General features: G+C 45.7%; 16 protein-coding genes. 13 read left to right on the top strand and 3 right to left on the bottom strand.

The window, feature by feature from the left end:
* Positions 1 to 192 precede the first annotated feature (192 nt).
* The 4 genes from ACFQNG_RS08420 (at position 193) to ACFQNG_RS08405 (ending at position 6293) form a co-directional block, all read left to right on the top strand.
* Positions 193 to 2154: a hypothetical protein gene (locus ACFQNG_RS08420; protein WP_379864468.1), complete on the top strand. Its 1962-nt coding sequence runs from the start codon at positions 193 to 195 to the stop codon at positions 2152 to 2154.
* A gap of 75 nt (positions 2155 to 2229) precedes the next feature.
* Positions 2230 to 4518, top strand: coding sequence for a toll/interleukin-1 receptor domain-containing protein (locus ACFQNG_RS08415; RefSeq protein WP_379864467.1), 2289 nt, complete (start codon positions 2230 to 2232; stop codon positions 4516 to 4518).
* Between the two features lie 15 nt (positions 4519 to 4533).
* Positions 4534 to 5526 carry a hypothetical protein gene (locus tag ACFQNG_RS08410; RefSeq protein WP_379864466.1) on the top strand — a complete coding sequence of 331 codons (993 nt, stop codon included), beginning with the start codon at positions 4534 to 4536 and terminating at the stop codon, positions 5524 to 5526.
* A complete protein-coding gene (locus tag ACFQNG_RS08405; RefSeq protein WP_379864465.1) occupies positions 5523 to 6293 on the top strand; it encodes an SH3 domain-containing protein in 771 nt (256 codons plus the stop codon). The genes ACFQNG_RS08410 and ACFQNG_RS08405 overlap by 4 nt, the downstream gene beginning before the upstream one ends.
* A gap of 712 nt (positions 6294 to 7005) precedes the next feature.
* On the opposite strand, the gene ACFQNG_RS08400 is transcribed toward ACFQNG_RS08405, so the two are convergent.
* Positions 7006 to 8274 carry a helix-turn-helix domain-containing protein gene (locus ACFQNG_RS08400; RefSeq protein WP_379864464.1) on the bottom strand — a complete coding sequence of 423 codons (1269 nt, stop codon included), beginning with the start codon at positions 8272 to 8274 and terminating at the stop codon, positions 7006 to 7008.
* Positions 8275 to 8510: 236 nt separating this feature from the next.
* On the opposite strand from ACFQNG_RS08400, the gene ACFQNG_RS08395 reads away from it, so the two are divergent.
* The gene (locus ACFQNG_RS08395; protein WP_379864463.1) at positions 8511 to 8951 is read left to right on the top strand and encodes a hypothetical protein; all 441 of its coding nucleotides are present in this window, start codon (positions 8511 to 8513) and stop codon (positions 8949 to 8951) included.
* A gap of 218 nt (positions 8952 to 9169) precedes the next feature.
* Entirely contained in the window at positions 9170 to 9373 is a 204-nt protein-coding gene (locus tag ACFQNG_RS08390; protein WP_379864462.1) for a hypothetical protein, read from the top strand.
* Positions 9374 to 9524: 151 nt separating this feature from the next.
* Here ACFQNG_RS08390 and ACFQNG_RS08385 read toward each other — a convergent pair whose 3' ends face one another.
* Positions 9525 to 10532 carry a DUF3427 domain-containing protein gene (locus tag ACFQNG_RS08385; RefSeq protein ID WP_379864461.1) on the bottom strand — a complete coding sequence of 336 codons (1008 nt, stop codon included), beginning with the start codon at positions 10530 to 10532 and terminating at the stop codon, positions 9525 to 9527.
* A 142-nt stretch (positions 10533 to 10674) separates the two neighbouring features.
* On the opposite strand from ACFQNG_RS08385, the gene ACFQNG_RS08380 reads away from it, so the two are divergent.
* The 6 genes from ACFQNG_RS08380 to ACFQNG_RS08355 all read left to right on the top strand — a co-directional run bounded on the left by ACFQNG_RS08380 (position 10675) and on the right by ACFQNG_RS08355 (position 14176).
* Positions 10675 to 11022 carry a deaminase domain-containing protein gene (locus ACFQNG_RS08380; RefSeq protein WP_379864477.1) on the top strand — a complete coding sequence of 116 codons (348 nt, stop codon included), beginning with the start codon at positions 10675 to 10677 and terminating at the stop codon, positions 11020 to 11022.
* Between the two features lie 19 nt (positions 11023 to 11041).
* Entirely contained in the window at positions 11042 to 11512 is a 471-nt protein-coding gene (locus ACFQNG_RS08375) for a hypothetical protein (protein ID WP_379864460.1), read from the top strand.
* Positions 11513 to 11712: 200 nt separating this feature from the next.
* Positions 11713 to 12207 carry a TolB family protein gene (locus tag ACFQNG_RS08370; protein ID WP_379864459.1) on the top strand — a complete coding sequence of 165 codons (495 nt, stop codon included), beginning with the start codon at positions 11713 to 11715 and terminating at the stop codon, positions 12205 to 12207.
* Positions 12208 to 12242: 35 nt separating this feature from the next.
* Positions 12243 to 12551 (top strand): hypothetical protein, encoded by a 309-nt coding sequence (locus ACFQNG_RS08365; RefSeq protein WP_379864458.1) that lies wholly within the window; start codon positions 12243 to 12245, stop codon positions 12549 to 12551.
* A gap of 5 nt (positions 12552 to 12556) precedes the next feature.
* Complete coding sequence (locus tag ACFQNG_RS08360; RefSeq protein ID WP_379864457.1) at positions 12557 to 13033, top strand: hypothetical protein; 477 nt, start codon at positions 12557 to 12559, stop codon at positions 13031 to 13033.
* A gap of 177 nt (positions 13034 to 13210) precedes the next feature.
* Positions 13211 to 14176, top strand: coding sequence for a TolB family protein (locus tag ACFQNG_RS08355; protein WP_379864456.1), 966 nt, complete (start codon positions 13211 to 13213; stop codon positions 14174 to 14176).
* Positions 14177 to 14332: 156 nt separating this feature from the next.
* On the opposite strand, the gene ACFQNG_RS08350 is transcribed toward ACFQNG_RS08355, so the two are convergent.
* Positions 14333 to 14548, bottom strand: coding sequence for a hypothetical protein (locus ACFQNG_RS08350; protein ID WP_379864455.1), 216 nt, complete (start codon positions 14546 to 14548; stop codon positions 14333 to 14335).
* Between the two features lie 443 nt (positions 14549 to 14991).
* Between ACFQNG_RS08350 and ACFQNG_RS08345 the strand changes: the two genes are divergently transcribed.
* Positions 14992 to 15828: an LPXTG cell wall anchor domain-containing protein gene (locus ACFQNG_RS08345; RefSeq protein ID WP_379864454.1), complete on the top strand. Its 837-nt coding sequence runs from the start codon at positions 14992 to 14994 to the stop codon at positions 15826 to 15828.
* Positions 15829 to 15845: the final 17 nt, after the last annotated feature.

Raw genomic sequence — 15845 nt, 5'->3', positions numbered from 1 at the left:
GAGGGGGAGTTGAAATGAGTAAGGCGACCCGAAAGGTCGCCAAAAGTTTCAGTTCCCTACTCTACAAATGGACATGAAAGAAACCCTCTTGTTATATTTAGAAATTTAACATAATATACAATGTGTAGCATGTCAATGGCAAATAGATTTACGTATAATGGTTTTATCATTATTATTGCAGGTGAAAAAATGGTGGAGAGACTAAGAAAAAATAAAACGCTGTTTTTGTATTATTACCTCATCATGATCCCGGTGGCTGTCGGGATTTGGATTTTAGCCAGTCACTATCACCTCATGGAAGAGAACTTGGCCCTCATGCTAACGGCTTATTTGCTATTGTTCTCGCTCATATTCCTCATAACCAATCGGTATTCTTTTCAGATTTTTCTGTTTCTGCTCACCCTGCTTACGGGAGTGTACGGTTTCGAACATTACGCATATAAGGATTATCCCCTCATCAATGCGCTGTACTCCACGTTTCGCTTATTCATGATCGATGTGGATAATGTTTTTACCAAATCGGGCGACAAGTTCGTCGCATATCCCTTATCGATTGAGATTGCGAGATGGTCCGCGGCTCTTTATCTGATTTCTACCATCTTTCAAATTGCGTATTCGTTTTTCAATGAGTCGATCAAGCTTTTCTTCTATAAGTTGTTGGGTAACCACTATGTGGTCGTCGGTTATCACCAACAAAGCAAAATCTTGCTCCAAAACCTGCGTGATCAAGGGGAACGGGTTATTTTGTTAACGGAGGGGCTCGCCTCTTCCGAGAAGGAGTACCTGGATGAATTGGGGGTCATGGTGTTGGTTGGCACCAAAACGGATCATGACTTGTATGAGACAGCCGGGTTGCACCGGGCCAGGTATGGCATTCTGTTCCATGAGGATGACCCGTCCAACTTGGATGAACTCATTTCCATCAGGGATTATTTTCGGGAGAAACGCCGAAGCGGAGAGCCATTGAATATCCTTCTTCATTTAACCGATCAACAATCGACCATCCTGTATGAGGAAATTGAGAAAGAAATGAGCAAAGCCGAGGAGACGGTGGTCCGAATCGTCAATACGCACCGCTTAATCGCGGATAATCTATTAAATGCGTATCCGCTGTATCTTCATTATGAAGAGTGGGTGAAAGACCCGTCCGGTGATGCGTTGCATTTGCTGTTTGTCGGTTTTGATGAGACCAACCAGCAAGTGGCGCTCAAAGCGATGGAACGCGCCCATTTTTACAACAAGAACAAGCTTTCGATCACCGTGTTGGACAAAGAGATCGAGAAAGTGAAGAAATTGTGGTTCCGCACATATCCCAAGAGCCACCATGTCGCTGACTTTCATTTCCGCGCCTTTGATATCCACGCCCAAGCGTTGGAGTGGTTGTTTAAAGATGGTCAGCCTTTTACCCATGTCTTTCTGTCGACGGGTGATGATTACTTGAACATGATGGAAGGCATCCGTTTGTCAAAACAATTGAATCACCTGCCGATCTTTATCAACGTGAAAGAGGAAGGGTTGCTCAGCTATCAGGTTTACCAAAAGACGCAGGAACTGGCGAACCTGTACTGCTTCGGTTACTACCATGAAGTGTTGAACAAAGAGGTGTTCATCAACGAGAAGCAGGACAAGTTGGCCAAACTCATCCACGAGCGGTATCAGGAGCAAAAGCGGAGGGAGAGTCCTGCCGCCGCCAATCTCCCCAGTTGGGAACAACTCACCGATTTTAAGCGGGAGTCCAATCGCTCGCAATTCAACCATGCTTTAACCAAACTCATGCTGCTCGGGTTGGATGCGGTGCCCAAGGATGAAGCCGAGAAGGTGCAAGGAAAAGTTCTCAGCAAGGAGGAGTATCTGCTGGAAATCAGTGATCAATTGGAGAAACTGGCCGAGGTGGAGCACCGTCGCTGGAATGCCTTTCATTACCTGCGGGGTTGGGACGTGTACCCCACGCCTACGCCGGACAAGACCCGGGACGAAGAACGGAAGCTTCACGGATGCCTTGTCTCATGGGAAGAGCTGGATCGCGTAATGGAGTTGGTGGGGGAGAACTACAAAAAATATGATCGGGACACGATTATCCAATTATACGACATGTGGAAAACCATCGATTACGAGATTGTGAAGCGGGAATCCGTCCCGACTCAGACTGAATAACTATGTTCGTAAGGAAGTTCGACAGTCAGAATGATGAGGATCATCGGATCAATTGAAGGGAGACGAGGTGGATCGATGGCGGAGGAACGGCCATATGTTTTTATCAGCTATGCGTTTGATGACCAATACAAAATGGCCCCGATCGTGGAATATCTGGAAAACAGGAATCTCCGTTGCTGGTATGCGCCACGGGATATTCCCTACGGCAAAAACTATCAGACGGCGATCGTGGAAAATCTCAAAAAAGCGGCTGCTGTCGTGGTGCTGATCACGGAGAAAGTGGGCGAGGCCAAGTTTGTCCAGAAAGAAGTGGAACGGGCGCTGGCATACAGCAAGTTTGTGATCCCGGTGTTGGTGGATGGTTCCCCCATTCCCGCCAACCTGGAATTCTTCCTATGCGATATCCAATGGGTGAACCTTCCCTCCTTTGCCACACAGGAAGAAGGCTTTTCGGAATTGGCCACTTACCTCGGAGAGAACTTGCACGGCCATGAACTGGAGTTGGAGATCAAGCGGTCCCCTTCTTTCAAACAATTGGAGGTCGTGTCCGACACCTCCAACGTCTTGCTGTACCGCACCCATCCTGACACCTTGCGCAAAACAAGCCAACGGTTTGTCGCGCCACCGGAGTTCGGGAAGATGGAGCGGGGTTTGACCGATCATCATTTGCTTTATCTGCACCACCCTTACCATACGGGGAAATATTCCACGGCGTTGGCTTTGTTTTCCCGTTTAGGGATCGAGGAAGTCCATGAGTGGTCAAAGGATGCCACTTTCAACCAGATTTTCCAACACCCTCTTCGAGAGCGGGCGGGATATCTCATTGAGATTGGTTCGCCCCAATTCTTTCAAACGGCTTCAGAATCGATGTTGGACACTTACATAAAGCAATTGAAGGAGAAACGGGCTTACTTCCTCTTCATCGCAACCGATGAACCGGGAGATCATTTTTTGCCTTATTCGGTCAAGGTGAGCCCGCCTGAAGATACGGAACAGCTTTTGCTTAATCATGTGGAAGAAGAGGATGCCGGACTGAAAGAACAGATCACCCAGTGGATCAGGGACCAAGCGGCGGAAGGGAAGTTGCCCCAACCCGCCCAGCCGCGGGAAGCGCCGGAAATCGTCACCCGCATCAGGAAGTTGGTGCGCGGGGAACTGGATGAGCATGCCTTTATGGAATCATTGCGTGAGAATGTGCAAGGGCGGGTGAATGGTTGGTTCAAGCAAGAGCGTTCATTGGAAGAGATCGCTTTTTATCTGACGGTCAGCCTGTTCCAAGGGCAACCTTACGATACGATCACCGCGAAAGCGCGTCAGCTTGCATCGATCCTGGCGGAGCGAATCGGCAAAGAGGCGGACGGTCGCCTGCACAACATCGCCAGGGACGAATGCTTGCTGATGTTTCATGCCACGGTCAAGACCGGATGGAAGGTAACGGAAGTGGGCAAAGAACTCCAGGAGCAAATCTTCCTTTCTTCCGAGTCAGATGCCACCTACATCTGGGAGTACGTTTGGACGCAGTTTCCCGCTTATCGCGAAGCAATGAAAGAATGGTTTGACCAATTGCTGGCGGAAGGGCATCGCTGGGCCGAAGACCAGATCTCGCAGATGGTTATCACCTTGCTGAAGCGGGATTTCTCTTCGGTCCGCCATGCCCTGATTCAGCCGTGGGCCATGTCGGAGAGCAAAAGAGAGCAATTCTTGGTCGTGAGGATGCTGGAGTGGCTCAGCCTCGATCTGGATTGGTCGCATGTGGTGTTCCGGCTGATCCAATCGTGGTTGCGCCAATTCAGCAATGGGCGGTTGCGCTGGACAGCCATCGCGCTGTTGGGCTCGCAAGCGGGGGCCCTCTATTTCCCGCACAGCCTGAAACTGTTGGAAGAAGCTTATGCCACTGGCTATAAGTTGCGTTATGCCATCGGGCGCAGTCTGCAAAATCTCAGCGGTTTGCCTTTGCAGATTCCCGGATATGAGCTCATCTACTATCGGTTCTGGCTTCAGTGGTTCAAACGGCTCACCGGCAAAGACAAGTCGTATGCCTATAAGTTCGCCCAAACCGTATTCCTGAGCCATCCGGCCTTATTCTTGGATACCACTTCCAAAGGGGCGCTGGAATTCTGGGTTCGCTTCATCCGTCTCTGTTATCAGGATCGCATCTCCCGCAACACGACTTACATCCTGTTGGAGCGTTGGGTGCTCGCCGCCTCCGGGAATCCTAAACGGGAAGAGCGGTTGGCCACTCTCTTCGCCCGCGTCTATCGGGAGGGGGATGAAGGGGTCAAAAGCCGAATTGTCCGTTTCATCCAAAAAGGATTGCGCAAAGACGAGGAACTCTATCTACCGTATAAATCATTGATCAGCTAGAAAGGAGATAACCGCATGGTCATTATCAAACAGGTGGAACCGGTAAAATTCAGCTTGTTTTCCAAAGAGCCCATCTCCAGCAACACCTTGGCCTATGTCTACAAAAACACGCAAGGGGAATACCGCTTAGTCCAAGATGGGGAACAGCTCACCCGCGCCGAACTGCGCGCCAAAAACTATACCTTGCGTTTTGAGGTGGCGCGGCAGACGTTCGACTATAAGCATGAGCGCGAGTATCAATCAAAAGACCCAGGGAAGAGTTTTGGCGTCACCTTGCAGATGTCGGTCTCGGTCAAAGACCCGGTCGCCGTCGTGCAAAATGAAATCAACGATCTCCAGAGCTACTTGGACAGGAACATGCCATATTGGATCCAACCCTTGGTGGCGGAGTATGGGGTGCAGGACTTCAAAGAAGTCAGAACCGTGATCCAGCAGATTGACCAGCGTTCCGAGATTCGCAGCAACCTGGAAAGCCGCGGCTTGACGGTCAATCAAGTGCTGGCCCATGTGCGCTTGAGCGAAGAGGATTGGGAACACTACAAAAAAATGGAAGATTTGAAGAAGCAGTACGAGTATGCCAAGCTGGAACAGGAAAAAAAGCGGGAGCTTGAAAAACAGCAGCAAGAGTATGCGTTGGAAGACCAAGAACTCAAGAAAAAGATCGAAGCGGAAGAAAAAGCCAAATTGCTCGAAGCCTTGCAGAAACATGGACTTTACGGTGGAATCGTTGAGGGGGCGAGCAAACAACAATTGATGGGCCTTCTCTTCAAAGAACTGGATGATTTGAAGTCGCTTCAGAAAGAGGCGGTTGAAAGAATTCTCCAATCACCCAACGCCGATATTGATGACATTATGAACACGATGAAGCTGGTCGGGATGCGAGACCTTACGCAACAAAGCGAACAGCCACTCCAACTGGAACAGGCGAAGGAGAAGCCGGTGGATGCGGAGTGGGATGGACTTGATGAGCTGTTGGAAGAAGAAATGGAAGAGGAACGGGATCAATGATGGAATTCCTCATCTTGCTATGGTTATGCATACCGACCCACATTCGGTTGCTCATCCTGTTGGTTCCATTATTCCTGCTACGCAAAGTCATCATCAAGTACTTTCCTTCCCTGGTTCACTTCGTGACATGGCTGGTCTTGCTACTGTTGCAAGTGCTGGCGCATCTCGTGTATGTCGTGTTGGGCATCATCGTCGTTCAACAGAGGAAACGGGACAAAACGCATTTTCACGGGATTCACTCCATTGAAGAAACCATCGAAAAGGTGCTCGTCACCATCAAAGGCACCGGCGAGAAGGTGGCGCAAACTTTCAGCAACCGGACCTTGGTCACCCGGCGCTACCATCAGATCCTGGGTGGAGTGACTGTCGTCCTTTTCCTGTCCGTCTATTTCGCGCCGACTTCCGCCATCAGCAACCAATGGATTCAGGTGGATAAGTGGATTGTGACCAAGGCCTTCTCCGCTGAATATCTCACTTCGGAGCAAGCCGCCACCCAGCTGACGGCGATGTTGGAACAGATGGAAAAAGAAAGCGCCGCCGAAGCCGGGCCGAGACTGAAGCTGAAGTCCGAATACCATAACGGCGCCAATGTCCGGGAATCCGCTTCCCTCGACGCCAGGCCCCTCGCTGAGATCAAGGGAGACGAGACGGTGCAGTATCTGGGCGAAGAAGCCACCGACGACGACGGCCGCACATGGTATAAGGTGGAGACGGATTCGGGCGTGGTCGGTTGGATTTCGGGAAAAGTGGTGGAGCAGGTGCAGTAGATGAATGAGTGGGTGCATAGATATAGAAAACGAAGCTCTTGGGAAACCAAGGGCTTATTTAACAATAAGCAGTCCAATCTTTAGAGAGGGCTGGGAAATGTATCATGGCACAAACGGCTTGTGTTTATCGCCAACCCAACCATGATGCGTTCTCCGATATCGAATTCAGCCCTGCCAAACCGATCCATTGCCATATGTACCGAGAGTCTAATTGTAAGGGGGTAGCAGCATGTGGGAATATATTCATGGCTTTTGTGAGAATCCGGAACGGTTTTACAGTTATAGCATCGTTCTCTCTATCTTTTTCATTGCAATTGGATTGATCTTGGGTTATTGGTTTGGACGGCGCACTCGAATCTGATTTTTAATGCGAGGGGATTTTGCAATGACCGACTTATGCCGCATTGCTTTTGCCTTGGGAGTGTTACACCACTGATTGAAGAAATTGGGTTTCCGGTGCGTTTCCTTGATAAGTGCTTTCCACAAATGGTCATCTCGTTTAATGCGGGCATAAAAAAGGTAGCCCTAGGGCTACCAACAGTTAGTCACCACTTGGATCAACATCGTCATTGCTTCGCATGTGGAAAGTCATCATTATTTTCACCTCGACTTTCCTAGAAATTCAAAGCAATAAACTCATTGCGTGGATAACGATGTTAGTCTGCCGGATCTATATCGTCATTGCTTTTGCAGATGTTTTTAATCATCACCTTCACCTCCCAAGTGCTTCGAGATTGAAATATTGCTGGGAGTAAACTTGGTAGTTGGCTTGGTCACCGATCATTAGAGATGTCCGGGATAAATGGTATAGGGACTGTGCTGTAATGTCGTTTTCCTTGATGTTGAGTTTGTACACTTCTAAAAAGTATTTATGAGCATCTTCATAATTGCCTTCAGATATAAGTGTTTTGCCTAAAGACAACAAAGCTTGAGCATATTTTAGCATATTATTTTCACTCTTCGCAATTTTAGCGGCGTGTTGAAATGTACTTTGGGCTTCTTGAAGACGTTGTTGACGGAAATAAACATCCCCTAGTTCCAAATAAGCATGTAATAACAACCAATCCCTTCTTGTAATTTGCTCTTTGAGTTTGATCGCTGCTTCTAAGCATTTTTTAGCTTCATTCAATTTATTCTTCTCTTTGTAGATATCTCCCAGTGTAATAAGCAATGCCAATTGCCGCTCATGTGTATGGTTGACAATGGCGAGATAAAGTCCTTTTTTAGCAAAAGTGATTGCTTCATCGTACAGTTTAATTTCCTTTTTAAGTTTGGCTTGAATTTCGTATAAACTTAAAGCGGCATCGATATTAACATCTATAGTATCCACTTCTATTTTTTCTAGTGTGGCTATCGCTTTTTCTGCTTGTCCCATACTTCTGAGATAAATAGCCTTGTTCACCAGAAGAGTAACATAATAGGGTTTACGAACGCCGCTTTGTAGATCAAATAGGTGTATGCCCTCATTGACATAACAGAGTGCTTTTTCTTTATTTTTGCGGTAATAGTTGATAATAGATAAGTGATTATAGGCACATGAAGCTAGATTGGTTTGAGCTAAATCCGGGAGTAATTCAAGTTTTTTAATTACTTGTTCAAATTGGGGTTCAGCTTGATCGTATTTTTTTAATTTATAGTAACCAAGACCTTTAAGATAATCAAAATAAGGACCATGATACCCTGTAGGCAGTTTAGCTAGCAACTTTAATGCTTTGGCGGGGTCAGTATCCATTTGCTGCTCGATCAACAGCAAATCCAACTCCCGCTTCTCTTCCGCTTCCTTCTCCTTCTCGGATAAGTCAGCCAGGGAGACATCCAACTTTCGCAAAACATAACGTACCTTCGTCTCATTATGCGTCAATCCCCGCTCGATCGCAGACAGGGTCGCCCGCGGAATCACTTCATCGGCCAGGTCATCCAGCCGCATCCTCCGCTCTTGGCGCACCTTGCGTATGTATTGTCCCACCCGCGCAAAATCCATCTGCACCCGTCCCCTCATCCGTTCAATCAGCGACTCGCCACTTACCAATCATTGTAAATTGATTTTCTGATAATTACAAGAACATCGTCGGAGATGTGCTGGAAATCACTCGACATTCCTCTTTATTCCAAGAAAAACGAAGAACTTGATCTAATTCCGATAATCGATTGAACCCCTTGAGCTTACGCCATTATACTGAGTCTATCAAACAAATGGAAAAGTTTGGAGGGGTTCAAGTGGCTTATGGAATCAAACGGGAGATTCGGCTCAGTCTCAACAACGACGCCAAACGCCTGCTGGTGCAAAACCTGAAGCGCTATAAAGACAAGCTCCACCGCAAAATGAACGCGATGCCCCAGAAGTTTTATCTCGCCGTCTTGCACGATGAGCTCTCGTTGGTCGACGACCTGTTGCGCCAAATCAATGGCAAGTGGAAAGAGTCCTTGCCCACCATTGCCACGGCGGGGTTGCAGCAAGACCGGGTGGAACTGTTCAACCAGTTTTGCGACCTCCGCACCTCGGGCGGGCTGTTGCAAGTGATTACGCCGGACTTGCGGATCGTGGAGGTGAGCTACCAAGCTGGACTGGGGTATACGGTGAAGGTGGATCATGAAGTGAAAGTGCAGACGATTGAGGTGCAGAAGGCATTTGGGCGGTTTATGGAGTGGATTCAGTAGGGGATGGGGGTTTGCGGCTATCCCCTTTACATTTCGGTATCATATAAGTTTGCTTTAGAGGCCTAAGTGGGTATGAATGTAGAGGCGTGAACCAATTGCGTGATACGGCAACCGTGACGGAGGAGATATAGGGGCATCCTGGGGATTGTGTTTTCAGTGGTGGCGTTGAAGTTGGTTCATTAATAAGGGTTAATTGACTGGGGGAGGGTGCAAGAAAAATGGCTTACTACTTGAAGTGCGGAGAGAAATTGTTGGGAACCCTCTATCCCAACGGAAATAGCGATTTCCCGTGGATCCATTGTGATTTTATTCCGACGGAGCACTTCGAAGAGGCAAAACCGCTATTTGACGCACTGTGGAGACTGACCGAAAAAGAATACGATGATGATCCCGAAGGATGGGAAAAAGCAGATGATATTTGACATACACGAGAAATATGTGTTGATTGATGACCAAGGGAAGGAAGCATGGATTGGTCATATTTATGAAGGGTTTGCATCCTTGAGATAACCCATAATAAAAGGCTCTTACATTGGGTAGTAAGAGCCTTGATTCTTTTATTTTTGAGTCAGTTTAAAACACTTTAAATTGAGTGGCAACCAACTGTTTTTGTAATGAAATATCTCCCCTTATTATATAGAATTCCGGAGACTTAATGTCTGGCCTCAAATTATAGACTCGATATAAATAATATTGGTTTGCGTAGGCTTTTGAGAAGTTAACCTCGTTAATCGTCATATAGAAAGGTGTATGTTTTCCTCCAGATGTTGTTTTTACCTCAATATATTTTTCTTGCCCTTCGTGTGTGAAAGATAGAATGTCATAACCAGCCCCATCCCCCTCAATGACAGAAACATGTCTAACTTTATCTGCTAAATCATGCCTACCTGCATCTCGTAACAGACGTTTTTCATGCTCCAAAACCAGTTGTTCACCTATTAGTCCGATGGATCTCTTCTTTTGGTTTTCTTCCGCGTAGTTTACCAAACGTGCTGAAAAATGATTTGCATGCTCTTTCACAGATTGGTTAGTCGGTGGTTCTGATTGCACTAATTGTTGTCGGTAGGTATAATCTTGCTCATCCATGACTACTTTGGTAATCTCTAAATTCATTTCTTTCGCTAATTCCGGCGTGATTTCCCAATCTAGGATTTGCCATTTGAAGTAAACGGGTTTTTCCCTCTCAGGATCATGGGAGAGGTATGCGAGCCTGCCTAAATAAGTGTAGGGCATAGATTTATTCGTTGTTTTGTCCATCTTGCGGGTGCGTAAAAACAAATGGATGTTGTGGTTAAGATGATCATGACTGATAAAATCTCTAATGGATTGATCATGCAAACCCTGCTTCGGCTGTGATTGCCAAGTAAGTATGCCATCCTCCGTAATGCTCTCATCAAATGTATGGTCTCCTTGTTTTTGTCCGAACGTTACGAAGAATACATAGTCCTTCAAGCGATTGGGGATTTTCACAATTCCTTGCATGCCCCAAGTTCCGGTGCTTGGAGTGAAAGGGGAATAAGGGTCAAATATATCATGTACTTCTTTTCTTGAATATTGTTGGTATCGTTGTAACTGAATCATGATGTTCACACCTCGTTGCTTATCTATAGTAATAATTATAGAATTATTATGATGTTTTCGTAATGTATTTATTTGTTTAGATATATATTTAATCGATTTTGCGATTGTTTGATATTCTTTAACAAGAAATTGTGTCAAAGTTATAGCTAAAGAAGGAAAAGAAGATGTATTTTCAAGTGATTATAAGGGAAACTCGAAAGAAATAGGACATTATAGAGGATTAGACTCAGAGGTAAAAATAGTTGAGTATTTAGCGAGTAAATTAGGTGGTAATAGAAATGCTAAAGGCCAAGTAGTTATTTTTACAGAAAAAAGAGCATGTGCAAGTTGTCAGGGTCAAGGGAGAAAGTTGATAACGGAGGAAGGTGAAGATGTATATAATGGAGTTATCGATCAGTTCAGTGAAATGTACCCAAATATTGAAGTAGTTGTATATGATGCAGAAGGAAGAAAGCTGATTTTAAAAGGCGGAAAACCATTTAAACCGTAGTATAAGGGAATGAGTATTAATGGATAAGTATAATAACTATATTCAATATCAATTTTCGTTGCCTTCACGCGATCTAGAACCAGATTTTGTCGGTGATTTAGCAAGAGAGTTAGAGTTACCTTATGACATAGATGATTTTGAAGAGCAATGGTTTAACAGGGATGAAGATCATGCTTATTTAATTCGCGATGCGAAAGTCGATCCTGATACGTTTATATTAATACAGCTTTTAGCAGATGGAGAATTTGACAGTATTGTCGTTCGTTTCAAAAAAGAGTATACAGCACAAGTGAAGTCCAAGATATTGAGTCTATGGAAATATGGTCACATGGCCAAGATTGCAGCAGGAACACTTACACCTGATTTTTCCAATAAACTACATGATGCTAAATTTAACTGGGTACCTAAAATAATGAGTGATTATCAGTTAGATATGAGAGGTATTATGGAGTTGTCGGGATCTACGGAAGAAAAATATACTGAACAATAGCATAGCGCGTTATGATAAAAGGTAAACACAAAAGGATGTTTCACATATGAAGCGTCCTTTTTTGTATGGATTCGTCATTATCAAAACCGGTTCGCCATCCACTCGTTCTGGATACCAAGCTTTTATAAAAAGAAACAAAATAGAAACACCATTACAAATAATATTATGTCTTCGACAAAACTTCAACTTGGAGTGATCTCATGAAAAAAGTTGCCATTGCCGCGCTAACCGTTGGACTGGCTGTTGCCGCTTGGAACGCGCCCGCATTGGCTGCCGCCCTGACGCCGAAGATTTTCTACAACAGTGATGTTGAAGGGCCTTCCAATGTTTACATGATGAATACGGATGGCACCCAAAAGGAGAATCTTTCCCAATCGTCCTTAAGAGGCCGCTATTTCGGATCAGTTTCCCCCGATGGCACGGAAGTGGTGATGTTTGGCCAGACAGATGATTTGGATCATGATGGCGGGTTAGATTATGCGCTTTTCATCAAAAAAATCGGGAACCCGGAGCCTCCGCAAATGATCGCCAATGATGATGCGCGAGACAAGTTTGAGCCCAGGTTCTTTCCCACGGATGGGAGCAAGATCGCGTTTATCAAGCATGACCTGGACGGCAGCAAAGATGTTTATGTATTGGACCGGAACACGGGAGAGCAAAAGGAGTTGTTTGACCCGGATACCGTGAAGAACTGACTGAACCCAAAGTGTTCAGTGAAATATCGGAACGGTTGGGTGATGGAAATCCGGGACAAGACACAGATTATATTGAGGCTTTTTCTGAATACGATGTTTGTCCAAGTTGTGGTGGCGTAAATAGATATGTCTTTGACAAGAATGGAAATAAGAAGCCATATTTAGGGGTGATTGAGCAATTCTCAATAAAACACCCTAATGTAACCATTGTCATGTATGATAGTAAGGGTAGAAAGTTGATTCGGAAGGGAATAGACGATTTTCCGGAGTTGGTTTTTAAGCAATATCCAGAGTTGGTAAAACAAAAACATCCCAATATATATAAGAAGCTAGCAGGGAGTTGAAGGGATTGAGCAAACTAACTGACTATTGCCAGTTTGAACATACCTGGCCCATTTATGAGATCACCGCATTAGAGGGGCAGCTGGCAAGGATTTTGAATGTATTAGAAATTCCTTATGATCCAAAAGAGGTAGAAGAGAGGTTCGAACAGGCTTGGGAATCGGAAGACCGATTTACTGATTTAGTCATTTCACATCCAGAGGATAAAAATATTTTTTTGTTATATCATATTGATTTTAAAGCTCCTGATTATGACTATCTCATTATACGTGGTAAAAAAGAGAAGAAGAAAATGATCCAACAAGTGTTTGTAGAAGAATGGTTGCGTACTTCGGGTCCGAAATATCCTTCAGACATGGATATTGATACTTATTTTGGCGATAGAATAGAGTCTGGAGTCAGCAAGATAAAATATATTATCCAGGATAAATCACTCGACCTGCAATGGTTCGGAATAAATGAAGGGGAATCATTTTCATTATAGGGGCTTCTCGCGATTGAAGTCCCTGTTGATTCAGGATCGTGAAAAAGAAGACGGATTTTGCGGATATATCTATCTGGGGTCTGGATAGCAGGTTTTTTATAGAAAGAGACACAAAATCGAAACATCCTTCCGAATAATCCTATGTGTGCGACAAAACTTCAACTTGGAGTGATCTTCATGAAAAAAGTTGCCATTGCCGCGCTAACCGTTGGACTGGTTGTTGCCGCATGGAGCGCGCCCGCGTCGGCTGCGGCCCGGACGCCGAAGATTTTCTACAATAGTGATGTTGAGGGGCCTTCCAATGTTTATATGATGAACACGGATGGCAGCCAAAAGGAGAATCTTTCCCAATCCACCTTGAGGGGCCGCTATTTCGGTTCCGTTTCCCCCGATGGCACGGAAGTGGTGATGTTTGGCCAGACGGATGATTTGGATCAGGATGGCGGGATAGATTATGCGCTTTTCATTAAAAAGATCGGGAGTCCGGAGCTTCCGCAAATGATCGCCAATGATGATGCGCGAGACAAATTTGAGCCCAGATTTTCTCCCACGGATGGGAGCAAGATCGCGTTTATCAAGCAAGACCCGGACGGCAGCAAAGATGTTTATGTCTTGGACCGGAATACGGGAGAGCAAAAGGAGTTATTTGACCCGGATACCGTGAAGAACTCGCTGTACCGCAGTGTGGATGACCTGGACTGGTCACCGGACGGCACCCGGTTGGTGGTAAAGTCTGATCATGACTCCGTTTATGGAGAGTTGTACATCATCGACCTGAATGGCAACATGGTCAAACCCTTGACCAGTAATGGGGAAAGCGAGTACGATGTGCATTGGTCTCCCGATGGGGATAAGGTGTCTTATTTCCGACGCCACTATGATGCCGGTCTGCAAAAGTACGTGAATGATCTCTATACGGTGGATGTGGCAAGTGGAGCGGAAACGAAAGTGACCCCGGGCCTTACCTTTGGCGGGGATTCGGCGTGGAGTCCCGATGGGGACACCTTGGTCATTTCCGGGGAGCTGGCCAAGACGACGGGGACAGCCATCTATACCATCAAGGAAGATGGCAGCAAATTGACCAAGCTGGAGGATGTCAGTGCGACAACGTATGTCGCCGGCTGGGCCAATGTTGCACAATAACTCTTTTGCTTCATGACATCGGCAGGGTGAATCCACTCCTGCCTTTTTTGTGTTCAAAGCAACGATTTGCTCAGAACGGTTCTTTTGCATTTCATTCGACATAGTGAAGTTACGTTTATTATGTGTCTTGCCAATGAAAACGAGCCGGGCTGATCATCAGTTATTGAGAGGTTCGCCCAGCATAAAAACGATTGCAAAAATGGAGTAGGCAAGCAAAATGGGGGCACAGATCAAAGCGACCCAAATGGGGAGTGTCCATTCTTTGGGTGAGGAGAGTTTGCGCATGGAGTAAAGGAAAAAGAAGAACACCCCGCCAGAAAAGAGAGCCAAAAAGCAATGCAAGAGAAAAAGCACCCATTCATTATCCGCCATGCTGCACCCTCCTGTTCATGTTGGTCCATGTCATTATCTCACAAAACATGGAATAATGGATTGTTCATTTGGAATATTTAACCTTTTATGGGTTGCAAGTTGCACGACTGGACAGAACGTCCTTATCCAAGATCAATGGTCGACCTGTCATGATTTGTTGAATGAACAGAATGTTTTTTAAAAATGTCGGCTTCTTACGATGGAAGCTGTTCGTTTATGTCCCGTTTTCAGATGAACATTTTGATCCATTCACCCACCCCTCTCCTATTCAATGTAGGAAACCCCTTGTGTTTACTGGACTTTGTCCTTGTTTCTCTCTGACACAAATCATTCAAACAATTTCTTTTAAAAATGAACCATAAAAACGACTATTGCCGACGAATAACTTTATGTAAACAACTCAAACAAAATGTATTTTTAATATGCAAAGGAGAGAAATAGATATGAAAAAGATTTCTATTGCATCGGCAGCAGTTGCTCTTGCATTGGCTTCAATGCCACTCGCCGCTTTCGCTGAAGAAAATACCGTAGAAACCAAACCGGCAACGGAAACGACGACCACCGCTCCGGAAACGGAACAAAAACCGGGTGCGGCTACCGATACACAAACCGGTGAGAAGCCAGCAGGAGAAGAAACCAAGCCGGCAACGGGTGAAGAGGGCAAAGATACGAACACCACCACCCCACCGGCTACGACCAATCCAGAACAACCAAAGCAAGAGAAACCAAAGCAACCAACTGAAGAGTGCAAAGCTGAACCAGATGAAGCGGATTTCCATGAAATCACCATCACTGATATCAAAGACCTCGGTAACAACAAAGTGAAAGTGACCGCGAAGTTGGATGGCAAAACCGCTGAAGGTACTTGGTACATCGCGGCTGGTAAAGAAGAAGCTGATGCTCCAGCGGTTGAAGCTGAAGTGAAAGCGAACAGTGTGAATTTCACTTATGAATTGGACATCACCAAGTTGGAAGCTGGAGAAAACGTAATTTATGTTGGTTTTGAAGGGAAAATCGACGGGAAAGATTGCCAATTAGGTTTTGGTTATGACTTCTTGAATGTAGAAGAAGATGGGAATGATACGAACGTTAAACCAAATCCAGACAAAAAGCCTGAGGCCAAACCAACCCCTGAGCAAGGGAAAGAGGGCGTGAAGAAGCTTAAAGGCGGCAAACTGCCAAAAACCGCTACTTCTTACCCAATGGGCGCCGTAGCTGGTCTGGCTCTGTTGGCTGGTGGCGCAGTGTTGATGGTTCGCAACCGTCGCGCGGCTGAATAATGAAAGGGAAAAGGATG

Source organism: Laceyella putida, assembly GCF_042665195.1.
Taxonomy (GTDB): domain Bacteria; phylum Bacillota; class Bacilli; order Thermoactinomycetales; family Thermoactinomycetaceae; genus Laceyella; species Laceyella putida.
This window is presented reverse-complemented; position numbering and strand designations above follow the sequence as displayed.

What these genes read in the sequence shown, in the direction of transcription:
- ACFQNG_RS08375 (WP_379864460.1), top strand. Translation starts at nt 11,042, where the DNA reads ATGGATAAGTATAATAACTATATTCAATATCAATTTTCGTTGCCTTCA.
- ACFQNG_RS08405 (WP_379864465.1), top strand. Translation starts at nt 5,523, where the DNA reads ATGATGGAATTCCTCATCTTGCTATGGTTATGCATACCGACCCACATT.
- ACFQNG_RS08345 (WP_379864454.1), top strand. Translation starts at nt 14,992, where the DNA reads ATGAAAAAGATTTCTATTGCATCGGCAGCAGTTGCTCTTGCATTGGCT.
- ACFQNG_RS08410 (WP_379864466.1), top strand. Translation starts at nt 4,534, where the DNA reads ATGGTCATTATCAAACAGGTGGAACCGGTAAAATTCAGCTTGTTTTCC.
- ACFQNG_RS08415 (WP_379864467.1), top strand. Translation starts at nt 2,230, where the DNA reads ATGGCGGAGGAACGGCCATATGTTTTTATCAGCTATGCGTTTGATGAC.
- ACFQNG_RS08390 (WP_379864462.1), top strand. Translation starts at nt 9,170, where the DNA reads ATGGCTTACTACTTGAAGTGCGGAGAGAAATTGTTGGGAACCCTCTAT.
- ACFQNG_RS08350 (WP_379864455.1), bottom strand. Translation starts at nt 14,548, where the DNA reads ATGGCGGATAATGAATGGGTGCTTTTTCTCTTGCATTGCTTTTTGGCT.
- ACFQNG_RS08370 (WP_379864459.1), top strand. Translation starts at nt 11,713, where the DNA reads ATGAAAAAAGTTGCCATTGCCGCGCTAACCGTTGGACTGGCTGTTGCC.
- ACFQNG_RS08400 (WP_379864464.1), bottom strand. Translation starts at nt 8,274, where the DNA reads ATGGATTTTGCGCGGGTGGGACAATACATACGCAAGGTGCGCCAAGAG.
- ACFQNG_RS08355 (WP_379864456.1), top strand. Translation starts at nt 13,211, where the DNA reads ATGAAAAAAGTTGCCATTGCCGCGCTAACCGTTGGACTGGTTGTTGCC.
- ACFQNG_RS08385 (WP_379864461.1), bottom strand. Translation starts at nt 10,532, where the DNA reads ATGATTCAGTTACAACGATACCAACAATATTCAAGAAAAGAAGTACAT.